Annotated in this window: 5 protein-coding genes; all 5 read right to left on the minus strand. The window is 51.9% G+C overall.

What is annotated here, in order from left to right; all coding sequences use genetic code 11:
- Nucleotides 1–10: 10 nt before the first annotated feature.
- Complete coding sequence (locus tag ACR9Y8_RS28475; RefSeq protein ID WP_481216697.1) at nucleotides 11–778, minus strand: alpha/beta fold hydrolase; 768 nt, start codon at nucleotides 776–778, stop codon at nucleotides 11–13.
- Entirely contained in the window at nucleotides 769–1,068 is a 300-nt protein-coding gene (locus tag ACR9Y8_RS28480) for an acyl carrier protein (RefSeq protein ID WP_481216698.1), read from the minus strand. Before ACR9Y8_RS28480 ends, ACR9Y8_RS28475 begins: the two co-directional genes overlap by 10 nt.
- Entirely contained in the window at nucleotides 1,056–5,342 is a 4,287-nt protein-coding gene (locus ACR9Y8_RS28485; protein ID WP_481216699.1) for a type I polyketide synthase, read from the minus strand. Before ACR9Y8_RS28485 ends, ACR9Y8_RS28480 begins: the two co-directional genes overlap by 13 nt.
- 145 nt (nucleotides 5,343–5,487) lie before the next feature.
- On the minus strand, nucleotides 5,488–12,567 hold the full coding sequence (locus tag ACR9Y8_RS28490) for an SDR family NAD(P)-dependent oxidoreductase (RefSeq protein ID WP_481216700.1): 7,080 nt from the start codon (nucleotides 12,565–12,567) through the stop codon (nucleotides 5,488–5,490).
- Between the two features lie 1,013 nt (nucleotides 12,568–13,580).
- Nucleotides 13,581–15,023 (minus strand): TolC family protein, encoded by a 1,443-nt coding sequence (locus ACR9Y8_RS28495; RefSeq protein WP_481216701.1) that lies wholly within the window; start codon nucleotides 15,021–15,023, stop codon nucleotides 13,581–13,583.

Here is a 15,023-nt window from a genome sequence, read left to right on the forward strand (position 1 = left end):
GGGCTAATGGTTATAATTGAGATGCGAAAAAGTCTTTGAGTGCAAAAGCAATAGGAAAAGGTTCCTGCACAGGGATGTTATGATCGCCGTCCACCAGCATCAGCCGCGAGTGCTTGATCTTTTCATGCAGCTGCTGCCCCGCAGGTATGCAATCTGATGCATTCCCGTAGATCAGCAGTGTTTCATGCGGGATACCGGTCAGCTGCGGATTGGAGAAGAAATGCCTTTCCTGCTGCATGTCCTGCCGGATGCTGCTTTCTTTGAGCAGCTGTTCATACATACGGTGACGGCGTTCCAGCTGCCGTTTTCCGGGCTTGACTGCGGTATCTCCCGCATGATCATTGATAAAATGCATCAACAGCTCTTTGCTGTAGATGTCTACAATGCTCATGGTTTCCTGTTCATACGGGTCGGGGCTTTCTATGATCGCCAGCTTGTTGATCCTTTCGGGAAAACGCATGGCTGCCTTTAATGCTATAAGTCCGCCGTAGCTGTAGCCTGCCAGGTGAACGGTATCCAGTCCCAGGTTATCCATCAGTTCCACCAGCTCATTGCTCATGGTCTGCAGATCATACCCATGGCTGGATCTTCCGCTCATACCGTGACCTTTCAGGTCGTATAACACAACATGGAACTGTTGTGCCAGTATAGGCGCAATATTGAAATAGTAGATGGACAGGTTGGTGAACATACCATGCACCATCACGATGGTTTCCGGCGCTTCTGCATTCATTTCCTGCATATGAATGCCGGTATGTTGAAGTGATACTACAGGCATGACTGGATGTATTTGGTGATGTCTCCCAGGTTGAGGTTAATGATCTCATCCAGGTCCATGTTAGACAGCCAGCCGGTAAAGTCGATATCCTTTCCGAAATGGGCTTTTACCTTTTCAGAGAAAGCCACTATTTCGATGCTGTCCATCTCGAGGTCTTTGGTGAAGGAGCTTTGCGGGGTAATATCGAGATCTTCCACGAATTCTTCCCCGATCACTGCTGTGATAAATTGTTTCAGCACCTGCAGGATCGCTTCTTCGCTCAGTTGCGTAGGTTGTGTTAACTGGTCCATCCGATTATGTAGTTTTTATACTTAATAGTGTGAATGATAATTCCTTTTATCTGCAGATCATCGCCGTTAATGCGTTCTACCGTATACCCTTTCGGGTTACCCTGCAAGCCTTTGCCCAGTGATTTTCCGTAAGCTTCTTTTGCTACCCAAAAGCGGGTGAGCCATTCAGCTTCGTCGCGGGAACCGATCAGCGCCAGCTCTGCCGGATCAAATACCAGGTCCTTGAAGGCGGTATTGTGCCCGCGGATCTCTTCTATATCTATTCCTACGGGCCTGTCGGCACGGGCGATGGCCACGGCATCGGTATGCTTATGCGCCAGTGAAAGATGAATACCCTTAGCGGCGCCCCCTTCAGGGAAGGGCTGCCCGGCCTCCGTAGCGGCGATAGCAAATTCTACCGGGTAGTGCAGCTCACCTGAGCGGTGTAATACGCCCTTTACGGCATCTTTGGCCGCCACGCGGCTGATGATCCATTCCTTCTTTTTGTGTAGTGGCAGTTCGTTGTAATGCTTTTTCTCCTCCTGGTTGAAATACCGTTTTACAATGAAGTCCCAGGAGTTAACACGACTATACGCATTATGGAACATGAATACGCCGGGCACGATCTCTGTTGACAATGCATGCCTCGGCGAGATCAGCGCATTCCACAGGCGCTCATCTATTTCCAGGCGCCGGTTCTGCCAGCCTCTTATAATCGCCCATACCTTGTTATCGCGTTTCAGGATAAAATCTGCAAAGGCAAATTCTTCATTCAGAGAGGTGAGCTGGCAGGTACATTCAAAGCTGCCCTGCTGATCATCCAGCGCAGCGTACAGCTCTACTTCCTGGATCTTCACGGGAAACGCGATACGGTCTTTAGGCAGGGTGAGCTGCAACCACAAACCAAAGAGCTGCCCGGCATTATCCAGCAGGGAGCCTTTACCTGCTCCGCCTTCAATAATGCCGCGGATACCTTTCTCCGCGATCACGCTCACTTCTTTGATACCCTGGTAGGCAGGGCCATGGAACATGCGTTGTGTATATACCTGTTCCGGTGTTATCTGTATGTTCAGCGGAGCGCCAATATCTGCGCCGGTACAGTCAGGGGTGTTATATTGTTTGGATAATTGTACTTCCGCATTGGCGTATTTTTCAAGATCGAGGTAGATGCGGTCCGCTGCTTTCCATTCGCCCCGTACCGTTTCACGGAAAGGCTTCGCTACGTTCATCCACTGGAACACTTTCACCTGCAGGATCTTTTGCACCAGCATGCCGGGGGCATTTGCAGCGGCAATGTCGCCAAACACTTCCAGGATCATTGTCATGGGGATCACCGGTTCCATATCATCTGCACAGTGCCATCCGGGCCTTTGCCGGATGAGGGAGTGATCTATCAGGTATGGATGGGTATCCAGGGAAATATCTAAAGGATGCATCACCGCTTGCTGTTTAGCCGGAGCTGGTGGCGGAGCCTGCACAGCGGTATGATGCCCGTTACCATTAGCGCCATTGCGATAAGCGGTTTTCTGTTGAAATGCTTCGAGCAGGGAATGTTGGATCTGTGAGATCTCTTCAAAGTTTTCCATCAGGGCCCGCATAACGGGAGAAGAGGCAGTTTCCGAAACGGCTTTATGCTGCGGTTTAGCCACCGGCAACTGTTTCAATGCGGCGATCTCTTTTACAATGGGAGAGCCTAGTTGCAGCTTTACCGCGGCGGCAGTTTTAGTCTTAAGGGCAAGGCCCGTTTCCATAAAAGCATTGTTCACTGCTCTTCCTTCTACAAACAGCGCAGCCAGCACTCTTTGCAGCTGGCAGAGGCCCGGCCTCACAGGCACGCTGGCAGCGACTGCGCTGTAGGTCTGTTGTTTTAAAGTATCGTCTACAAAACCTATCAACCCGCCTGCACCAACCTGGATGAATACCCTTACACCTTCACTGTACAGTTTTTCTATCAGCTCACGGAAGCGAACGGGTTGTAAAAGATGTTCCACACTCAGCTGGCGAATGTCTTCAATGGCAGATGGATAAGTGCTTAAGGTGGTGGCAGACCATACCGGTACCGTAGCCGGACGGAACTCCAGCAGGTCCATTCCTGCCAGCAGCAGGTCCAGCTTGTCTTTTACAAAGGGAGAGTGGAAGCCCGACTGGAAGTTCAGTACCTGGTAAAAGATCTGTTCTTCGCGGAGTACAGCAGTGAAGCTGCTCACGGCTTCATTTGTACCGCAGAGGATCACCTGCTGCGGACAGTTATCAATAGAGAGGTAAATATCTTCGGTGATATCCAGCAGCGGTTTCAGTTTTTCATACCCGCAGCCGGCTACCAGGAAAGTAGCGTTCTTTTGTTCAAACAGCGTAGGGTCCAGCTGGGCCTGCAGGCGCATGAGGGAATGCTCTTCCACCATACCGGCTGCGCGTCCGGCCAGCCATTCTCCCAGGCTATGCCCGGCGTTGAGATCAGGTTGAACGCCCAGTTGTTTCAGCGCAGCGTCTAATATACCGCTGTTCTCCATCTGCTGCTGCGCCGCGGCCAGTACGCCATCAGCGCCCGTAATATGCGGCAAGCCTGCCAAATTAAAGTACCGGGCCACGCTGGCGGTTTCGCCGTTCACGAGACCGTCGAGACCTGGGAACAGGAAGGCCACTTTACCGCCCTGTGTTAACAAAGGATCGTTGGAGAACCAGATGTCCTGCTTGTTGCGCCAGGGACTGTCTTTGCCCACTATCTTGATCGCTTTTTTAATGCGTTCAGGTGTGGGATCGAATACGGCTATACGATAATTGCCTTCGCCGATAGTTGTCGATTGTTCTTCCAGCGCCATGATCAGTGCCGCTTTATCAGGACGGGCCAGTAACAGCACCGGGTCACGCTTTACGGCCGGCGCCATGCCTTTAAATTGTTTTTTCTGCTGGCCATCCTGCAGGTCCAGGCTTTCCAGCACTACGTGCGCATTGATGCCACCAAAGCCGAAAGCATTTACACCGGCGCGGCGTGGCAGCCCGGATGCATCCCAGGAGCTTGCTTCGAGTACAGGCGTGAACCTGGTTTGTTGCATTAAAGGCAACGGATCTTCGCAATGCAGGGTAGGGGGTAGTTGTCCGTGGTATAATGCCAGCGCGGTCTTGATCAGCCCAGCCATTCCTGCGGCAGGCATGGCATGTCCGATCATGGATTTGATGGTGCCGATGCCTGCCTTCGGCAGCGCAGTATCGTTGCCGAACACTTGCAGGAGGGTTTCCAGCTCTGTTTTATCGCCTAATTGTGTAGCCGTGCCATGTGCTTCCAGGTAGCCTATTTCCCGGAGATCGGTCTTTGCCTGTTGCCAGGCCTGGCGGATGGCTTTTGCCTGTCCTTTTACGGAAGGGCTCATCACGCTCACACCTGCACCATCGCTCGATACGCCTACGCCTTTTACCACGGCATAAATGCGATGACCATCGCGGATGGCATCATCGAGCCTTTTCAGTACTACAAAGCCGCAGCCTTCGCCTATCAGTACGCCGTCTGCTCTTTGATCAAAGGGGCGTATCTGTTCATTCCTCGACAGCGCGCCTAATTGTGTGAAGATGCTCCAGAAAGGTGCGTTCTGCGAGGCGTGTACGCCGCCGGCAATCACCATATCCGAGCGCCCGCTGAGCAGTTCCTTCACCGCATGGTCTACGGCTATCAGGGAGCTGGCGCAGGCAGCATCTACGGTATAGGCGGTGCCACCCAGGTTGAGACGGTTGGCCACCAGCGAGGCCACCAGGTTGGGGATCAATCCCATGGCGGTATCCGGGCCAAAGCGGCCTTTCTTTACCTGGAACTCTTTCTTTACACGGTCCAGCTCTTCCTTCTTCAGATCAGGCAGCAGGTGCTGCAATACACGCACAATCTGTTCGCCGGTGCGGATGATCTCAATGCCTCGCACTGCGCCGGGGCCCGGGTAGTTTCCTTTACCGATGATGATGCCGGTATTATCCAGGGGCAGTTCTTTTTCAAATACCCCGGCATCCTGCAATGCTTTATAGGACAGGCTTAGGGCCAGCAGTTGCTCCGGCTCCGTGCTTTCTACCACGAGGGGAAGAATGCCGAACTGTATAGGATCGAATGCTGCAAATTCATCTATGAATCCACCCCGCCGGCAGTAGAAGCGGTCTACAGCAGTTTCGCCGTCAAAGAACACGCTGTCCATCCGGTTTTCCGGCACGGTTTGTATGGCGTCTACGCGGTTGATAATATTCTTCCAGAAAGCTGCCAGGTCGCCGGCTCCCGGGAAGATGCATGACATGCCGATTATAGCTACTTCAGAATTCATTAAAAGCGGGTTTTCACGGATTGTGAAGTTTGAGGTTTGAGGTTTGAAGTTCGTTAAAGGTTGGAGGTCTGATTCAAGTGATAGGCCCGGAGCTTGCCTCCGAACCTCAAACATCCAACGAACCTCAAACCTCAAACTTCAAACCTTAAAAAGTAACATTGCCTGCCATGATGACTATCTGGCTTTCGTTACCATATTTCAGTTCATCAATAAAGGTTTCCATGCCATCAGACAGGGGAATGAGCGCAATGCCCCTGCGTTCGTATTCTTTTTCAAGGGAGGGCGATACCATGCCGGTGCCTTTCCAGGGCCCCCAGTTGATAGCCATCACCTTGGCTTGCAGGCGTTGCTTCAATACACGGGCACAACGGTCCATCACGCTGTTAGCGGCTGCATAATCCGTTTGTCCGCGGTTGCCGTACACAGAAGCCACGCTGGAAAAAAGGATCACGAACTGCGTAGCTGTATTCAGCTGCTCTGCCAGTACCCGCAGCGGCGTTACCTTGGTAGAGAACACACGCTCAAATGACTCCGGCGTTTTCTGGTGGAAGAGCTTATCTTCCAGGAGTCCTGCACCATGCACTACGCCATCTATGCGCCCATATTCACGATATACGCCTTTGATGAGATCGCGCAGGGCGCTTTCATCGCGCAGGTCCAGTGAGTGATAGCTAACCGTAGCGCCGTTCTGCTCCAGTGAATGGATAGTTTGCAGGATCTGGTTGTATTTGTGGATCTCCGCTGTTTTCTTCTCTATTTCTGCCGGCTTTTTCAGCTGGCCCTCTGCTACGATATACTGTCGGATCTCATCTTTGGTTTTCAGGAGCGCATATTGGTCCTGCATATGTTTCCGGGGGTCAGCAGACCTGCCTACCAGGATGTAACGGCAGGGATATTCTTTCGAGAAGCGGATCATCAGTTCAGCTGTAATGCCTTGTGCACCGCCCAGTACCAGTATCACGGATTGCCTGTTCAGTTGGATATCGGGTGTTTGGCTGATGATGAGGCGGGAGGGCACCGGTTCCAGGGTCTGTCGGCTACCGTTGTGATAGAATACCTCTGCAGGACCATCCGGGTGCAGTATCTCATCCAGTGTGATGGCAGCTATTTTTTCAGGCGCCGCTTTGCCGGAGAGGTTGATGTTGATGGTGCGGCATTTCGTATGCTCATATTCTTTATCCAGGCTCTTAAAGAAGCCGGAATAACCCTGGAAGTGTTGTAACAGCTCCATACCGGTATCGTGCCCTGAATGGCTGTCAAAATCCGAAACAGCGTATACCCATTTCACTTTGCCGAAGTCCAGCTTCTTCACCATGGAGAAAGCCGCGATAATATCCGGGCGTTGCTGCGAAGAGAAGAGATCCAGGATGATGAGCCCATGATAACCCTCCAGCGAATCATTCGCCTGTATGATAGTAGCGCTCGCGCCCTGTTGTTCCAGCTGTTGTTTGATGGCCATGGCGATAGGCCCGCCATCGTCTGTGATCGCGAAGGCGTTTCCTTCCAGGCGCGCGGTTTTTGTTTGATCAAGCACAGAAGGCGTCAGCTCAAAGCGCATGCGGGAGAGCGTTTCTTTCCCTGTATGGCTATCGTTGGAAAAGCCCTGTTCAATGATCTTCCTGGCTTCCTGTACCGGCTCAAAATCGCCGGCGGTAGTGGCGGCCAGCCAGTTGATCAGTCCCTGCAGGGTTTTAATGGCGGCCAGCTGTTCCATCAGTTCCTCTCCCTGGCCATTGGAAGATTGTAAGCCACCCAGCCTTGTTTTCAGCTCGCCGATGATCTCCATGCGTTTAATGGAGTCGATGCTCAGGTCTGCTTCCAGGTCGAGGTCCAGGCCCAGCATATCTGCCGGGTAGCCTGTTTTTTCACTTACTACGCTCAGGAGCACGGATTGTATTTCCGCAGCAGAACGGCCGTTCACGTTTGAGGGTGAAGCTTGGAGGTCTGAGCTTGAGGACGGGTTTCCAGCTACGGGCGCCGTTGTCACGCTGCCAGTGTTAGCGGTGTTTTCGCTTATCCAGTCCACCAGGCCTTTCAATGTCTTAATAGCTGCCAGTTGTTCCACCAGTGTCTCCTCACTGTGGGTGGCGTGTTTGAATCCGCCCAGTCTTGTTTTCAGTTCGCCGATGATCTCCATACGTTTGATGGAGTCTATGCTAAGGTCTGCTTCCAGGTCCATTTCCATTCCCAGCATATCAGGCGGATAGCCGGTCTTGTCGCTGATCACGGAGAGGAGGATGCCTTTTACGTCCAGTACAGCGGTGTCGGGAATAGTAGCAAGGGCAGCAACGGTGTGTGCGCCATTCGTATAGTGCTGGCCGTTACCGTTACCATGACTGTGCACCGGTATGGTCTTGCGCGGCGTGAGATCAGGCAGGGGAGCGCTTTCAAAGCTTTGTGGGTGCGGGTGATGGCCCAGGTATCCGAGGATCACATCGCGCTGTGCCTGCACAATATGTTTGATACTATTGAGGTAAGCTTCTACCAGCTGTTCTGCGCCGCCCTGGTTATTGATCACAACCGGGTTGGCAGGCGCTGCGCCTTTCAGCTGCAGCGGTGCAACGATCGGTAGTGCGCCATGGGCAGGCAGCTTGCCGGTGCTGGGCTCCGCATAATGGCCGTTCACCAGCCATACGGTGCTGCTCTTTTTGTATTGCTCAGGAGCGTTGAGGTCCAGCTGACGAACATTCCTGCCATCAAAGAGCTGTTCCATGTGCACGCTTCTGCCGCTGGCCATGTAACGGGCAATGGTGTGTAACAGGTGAGTGATGCCCGCCTGGCCTTTATCTTCGGTATGAAGTATCAGCCCCTCATCGCCGATGATGGCTTTGGTCAGGTTGCTCAATACTTTGCCCGGACCTACTTCAATGAATACACGTGCACCCCGGGCGTACATGTGTTCTATTTCTTCGGTAAATCTTACCGGCTTCACCAGGTGCTCCGCCAGTCTTTCGCGGATGGCGTCAGCGCTGCCTGGGTAAATGGCGGCCGTAGTATTAGACCATACGGGGATGGAAGCTGATCTGAGATCTGTATTGCTGAGAGCTGCGCTGTACAGCGCCTGTGCTCCCGCAAGCAGTGGGCTGTGGAAAGCGCAGGCCACTTCCAGTTGCTGGAAGTAAATGTTAGCGCCCTGCAGTTTTTCTGCCAGCTTTGCGATAGCAGGTGTAGTACCGGCTACCACCCATTGCAGCGGAGAATTATGATTCACCGGCCATACATCGGCAACGCCGTCTGTGAGACCGTTCAGCACTTCTTCTTTACAGCTTACCGCCAGCATGGCGCCTTTATCAGCACCTACTGCATCGAGGATGGCGGCGGCTCTCTTTTCGCTCAGGGGCACCAGCTCGTTTTCTTCAAATACGCCTGCAAAGCACAGCGCAGGCAGCTCGCCGTAACTGTGGCCTGCTGCCATATCGGGCGCTATGCCTAATGATTGCAGGAAGGTGGCGATAGCCAGGTCTACAATCCCTAAGAGAGGTTGTGCCAGGCGGGTATCCTTGATAGATGATTTCTGCTGTTTCTGCGCTGCTTCATCAAATACCGCTGCAGGGAACAACAGTTGTTCGTAGTGCGGTTTATCTTTTAACAGCCTGCGCATGGCGGGGAAGGTAACGAAAAGATCACGCGCCATGTTCACACGCTGGCTGCCCTGTCCGGGAAAGAGGAATGCTACCTTGCCGTCCAGCGCTGCTGTGATGTATACACCGTTGCTCGCAACGCCGGAGATGGCCAGGTCCAGTTTCAGGCGCAGGTCTTCAATGTTATCGGCTACGATAGACAATTGTATAGGATGACTGTTGTGTCTATACAGGCTCCAGGCAATATCTTTCAGCTCGATATTGTCATTGCTGTCAATCAGCTGTTTTACAGTGCTCAGCAGCTGCTTTGCTTCCTCATAGCTGTCACCACGGAACACGAACAGTTCTGCCGGCCATGCGCTGATCACCGGGGCAGACGGTATCGCTGCTTCATGGTTTTCGATCACTGCATGGAAATTGGTGCCGCCAAAGCCGAAGGCGCTGATACCGGCTACCCGCTTGTCGTTGTTCCAGAGCCCTGTTTGCGTATTGAAGGCAAAGGGACTGCTGGCCGGGTTATAGAAGCTGTTAGGCGTTTTAAGATGGATGGTTGGCGGTTTTACACCATGGTATACAGACAATGCAGCTTTGATCAAACCTGCCAGGCCTGCAGCGCATTTGGTGTGGCCGATCTGTGTCTTTACAGAGCCTAAATGTGTTTGTGCATGGGTAGCGCCGGACTGTATCAGCATATCGGAAATCGCGCTCAGTTCTGTTCTGTCGCCCACCACGGTGCCGGTGCCATGGGCCTCTACCAGTCCGAGGGTGGCAGGAGAGATGCCTGCCTGCTCATAGGCACGTTCCAATGCTTTTGCCTGGCCGGCTTTACGCGGAGCCGTCAGGCCCAGGCTCTTGCCATCGCTGGATCCGCCTACGCCTTTGATCACGGCATAGATGGTATCACCGTCGCACTGGGCGTCTTCATATCTTTTCAGCACCATCATGGCAATACCTTCACCCAGCGTAGTCCCGTCGGCGTTAGCATCGAAAGTAGCGCATCTGCCATTGCGGGAGAGGGCATGGGTGCTGGCAAACATCAGGTAATCGTTGATGCTGTTATGCAGGTCTGCTGCACCGGCGATCACCATATCTGATTTTTCCAGGATCAGTTCCTGGCAGGCGAGATCGATCGCTGCGAGGGAGGAAGCGCAGGCAGCATCCACGGTATAGTTACGTCCGCCCAGGTCCAGCCGGTTGGTGATCCGGCCTGCTATCACGTTGGCCAGTATGCCGGGGAAAGAATCTTCCGTCAGCTTAGGCAGCGCATCGTTCAGTTCGGGCGGGATCTCACCGAAGATTTGTGTGAACAGGGAACGGAAGCCATAGTTGTTGGCAAGGTCTGTACCTGCTTCTGTACCGATGATCACAGACACGTTCTCACGGTTGATATTGGCGCCGCCGTAACCTGCGTTATCCAGTGCCTGTTTAGCCACCAGTAAGCTCAGGAGCTGCGCCGGATCAATGGCGGCCAGCGATTGCGGCGGTATGCCGAAAGTAAGAGGATCGAAATCTATTTTAGGGATGAAGCCGCCCCATTTGGAAGGAGACTTTTCACCATTGCTGGATGCCGGGTCATAATAGAGCGACTTGTTCCAGCGTTCGTCCGGCACTTCTGTTACACAATCTTTTCCAAGAATGATATTGCGCCAGTATTCTTCTATGTTCCTCGCGCCGGGATAGATACAGGCCATGCCTACAATGGCTACGTTCAGCGCTTTGTCAGTAGCCGCGGGCAGCGCGGGCAGCGTTGCCTGCGCAATCAGGCTGAAATTATCTTCCGCCACGCTTTTATGTAATTCAGCCACAGAGATAACATGCTCTTTTAAGGCAGCCACCTGGCCGATCATATACATACCGGCGCGCAGCTGGTCGTCATGGTTAATCATCACCAATGCATCGCCTCTGCGCTCCATACCTTTGGCGGCTATACGCAGTCGGCCAACATTGAGCTGTTCCAGCTGGGCCCATATTTCCTTTTTATCGGTGCCGGCTTTTTGCAGGCGTTCTTTCTCCGTATTGAAGAAGTCTGCAAAGGGAGTATACAAACAGCGTGTTTCATGGCCAGGAGCCGTTTCCAGCAGGATGGTATCCTTATGCTGCAGGGCCTGATCCTGGAATTGCTGCAGGATGGCGCCACTGCTCACGGCTTCCTGTGTATAGATATAAGCGGTGCCCATCAGTACGCCTATCTTTGCGCCTTTGGCTGCCAGGGGAGCCGCCATTACAGAAATGAATGCGGCAGAAAGCGGGTCGTGAATGCCACCGGCAAAGAAGATGCTGAACTGGTCTGCATGCTCTTCCTGCAGCAGTCGTTCCACCTGTCTTTCCCATAGTACCAGGCTGGAAAGCGGGCCAACGTGGCCGCCGCATTCTCTTCCTTCAAACACAAACCTTTTGGCGCCTTCTTTAATAAACATATCCAGCAGGGAGGTAGAAGGTACATGCAGAAATGTTTTGATGCCTTCCTGTTCCAGTGTTTTTGCCTGTGAGGGCCTGCCGCCGGCAATGAGCACGATCGGTGGTTTTTCTTCTTTGATATAAGCTATCTGTTCTTCACGCAGTTCGGGCGGCGCAAATCCCAGGATACCAACGCCCCAGGGCCGATCGCCTGCCAGTGATTTGGTATGTGTGATGAGCTGCCTGGCCTGTTCTCCTTTTAACAAAGAGAGCGCCACAAAGGGAAGACCACCTGCCGCTGCCACTGCTGCGGCAAATGCAGGTACATCGCTTACGCGGGTCATCGGCCCCTGTGCGATCGGGTAGGGGATCTGCAGCTCCTGTGCAAGGGCATTGCCGGGACTCAGCACATTGAGCGCCTGCGCCTGGCGCAGGTGGCCATGTGCAGCTTCCTGTAATGCAAATACAAGACGGCTTAGTTTTTTATAGCGCTGAACAAGATCTATACCGATGGCAATGTCTTGTCCCAGGGGCAGATAACCTTTTTCCAGGTCCGGTGTGTCGAGGTATTTTTCGAGCCGCTTTTGTGTAAGGTTGTCGGGCAGTGCGGGAGAATTGGGCCTTACCAACACACGAAAATGATCCAATACCCTTGTTTCATTCCCGTTCAGTTTTTCACATATATTTTTCAATGCGGCAGGAGCACTGCATTCAGGGAACAATACCAGCTGGCTGTCCAGCACCACGCCTGCTGCGCCCATAGCGCCCAGTGCTGCCGTAGTGTGGATACCGGCTCCGCCCTGTACCCAGATCTCTATATCTTTTATTTCCCGGATCACCCGCTGGAAGAGGATGAAGGAAGATTCGTCGCTTACTTGTCCACTGCCTTCATTCCCTTTAATAATGATACCACTGGCTTTAGTAGCCCGGGCCTTATGTGCTTCGCCTGCTGTGTGCACCTGGTAGAATACCTGCACATGATCTTTGAGCGGGATCTTTGTGCCAAAGGGCATGATAGCCAGTGTAACCTGGTCGGGTAAGGTAATGTCTGCAAGGGCGGCGCCTGTAAAGCAAACCCCGAAGCTTTGGTTGCTTTGTGTGGTAAGGGCATTCAGCGCATCGATGGCTTTTTGTTTATTGCGGCCGAGATGAAGTACAGGGATGGCGTTGGCTTTCATCAGGCTTAGTACAAGGCGCACATCGGGTTGTTCATAAGGAGTAACTCCAATAATTTTCATCTTTCCCATAGTAGTAAGTTTGCTCCGGACATGGCAAAACACTGGTTAAACTAATTTTTCAATTAGCATAACGCAGGATTTATAATGGCCTATACGGAAACGTTTATGGCTATTTTGAATCAGTTGGTTCCTGATATCCTATATACATACGGTCTATCTAACGGACAGGGTTGGTACTGCATACCTTTTTTTTCTTCGAACATAAGCACGACAGTAAGAGGATGCTTTGAGATAAAGATGAGACGGATAAAGGTTTTTCAATCCTAGTCAAAGATACATCCGGGTTAAGGGCTTTCGTTATAAAGATATACAGTTCATCGGCTAATAGCTCCTATCTATTGTGCTCACACGTTCGTCATGCTTTTCGCATGTATTTATCAGATCCTGGCATCACTTATTTTAGTGGTCTTCTTAAGCTGGCGAAGGAACCATTGCTACCAGGATAAGTATAAAAGGTGTTGCTAAAACAATTGCATTCAAGATCTCCGCATTCCTGGTGTGGTGTAATTGAGTGTTCATAGGCTTGCAGTTTTGAATAATTTCCTTTATGAATGTACAAAAAAACCAAAACGATGCACCGGTGCATTCATCCCATAAACGTGGTAGTGTATTCCAGACAAGAATATTTTTTCTCATTTCGCCTGATAAAAGTCTGTCCAGCAAGGGTTTTAAATGGGGTGAATGATATGTTTACAAATTATTAAGTTTTGGAAAGGGATGAAGGATGAATCGAAATCGTGCAGAAATATTCGAAGTGTAGCTGCGCAAATATGCTGTGAAGTTTCGCAGGTAAACACGTGGGGCTTTTTATAGTACTGCTGATTTAAGGGATGCACAGCAGTTGTTAAGGCAAACCCTCCAAGGGTTCAAAACCCTTGGAGGGTTCACCCTCCCCGTTATGATATTATTTTAGCAAAATGCCCCGAAGCATACTGAAAGCATGGAGAAAGCATAGAGAAAGCATATAGAAAGCATGGAGAGTCAAGTGAAAATAATATGATTTATCACTAACAGGAATGATATCATTTCCATCCGCCGCCCAGTGCCTGGTACAACTGTACGGTGCCCGCCAGCATTTCCCTACGTGCCTGAATTAATGACAGCTCTGCTTCCAGCACACTCTTTTGTGCCGTGATGATCTCCAGGTAGGATGCATATCCGCCCAGGAAAAGATCGTTGGCAGTAGACACTGCGCTTTGCAGCACACCCACTTCTTCGGTTTTTAATTTATATACCTGTTGCTGGTTGCTGATATTACCCAGGGCCACCGCCACTTCCTGGTAAGCCTGCAGGATCTGCTGCTGGTAATTGTTCCACGCGATCTTTGCGCCCGCATGTGTCATCTGGTATTGTGCGGACAGCTGTTTCTGGTTGAACAGGGGCGCAGTAATGCTGCCTAATACCCCATAGGCAAACGAACCAGGGTTCAGCAGCAGTCCTGCCTTAAATGCATTATAACCTGCATAAGGCGTGATATTTAGCGAGGGAAGGAAAGCTTTACGGGCGGCGGAAATATCGGCCTTAGCTGCGCCCAGTTCCAGTTCCGCCTGCCGGATGTCTGGCCGGTTCACCAGCAGTTGGGAAGGCACGCCGGGTTTCCAGCTTGTGGCCAGTGTATCCACTATTAGCTGTTTACCTCGTGGTATGGGTTGCGGAAATCTTCCCAGCAGATAATTGAGCTGGGTTTCCACTTGCAGCAGTCGCTGACGGGTGGTATACTGGCGGCTGCGGGTGTCCAGCAATTGCGCCTGGAATTGTTGCTGCGCTAATAAGGTAGCGCGGCCGGCTTCCATCTGGATAGATACCGTAGACAGCGCAGATTCCTGCAGGTCAATGTTCTTCTGTAATACTACCAGCTCGCTGTCCAGCGCAATCAGTTCATAATAGTGCGTGGCTACTTCGGCCACCAGTAGCGTGGTAACCAGGCGTTCTCCTTCGGCGCTGGCCAAAAAATGCATCAGGGCTGATTTTTTCCGGTCTTTCAGCTTGCCCCACATATCAATCTCCCAGCTGCTGCGCAGGCCCAGGAAGAGATCCGGCGTAGGATCCGGAATGCGCTGGTCTTTGTTGATGTTGGGAGAAAGATTGGTGTCAAAATTACCTACGCCGTTCATGGTATACTTCCCATATTTATCAACACCTGCAGATGCGCTGATGCTGGCCGCCGGCAACCAGGCATGCTTTGCTGCCCTTAATACGGCGCCGGAGATCTTTACTCTTTCTCCTGCAGTTTGAAGTTCATAATTGTGCCTTAAAGCGGAATCGATCAAATCCTGCAGATAAGGGTCTTTAAAAAACTGCTGCCAGGGTATGCTACCTATACCCGTGGTGTCGGAGTGATGGTTAAAGGTATCCGGCAGCTGCCTTGGTTGCGGCAATGCCAGCGGCTGATGAAGGCGACAGCCCAACATCAGCAAGGCGTACAGCGCAGGTAGGTAAATATATATCAGTGATCTCTTGTTCAT

The organism is Chitinophaga sp. SVR4-12A (genome assembly GCF_056754765.1).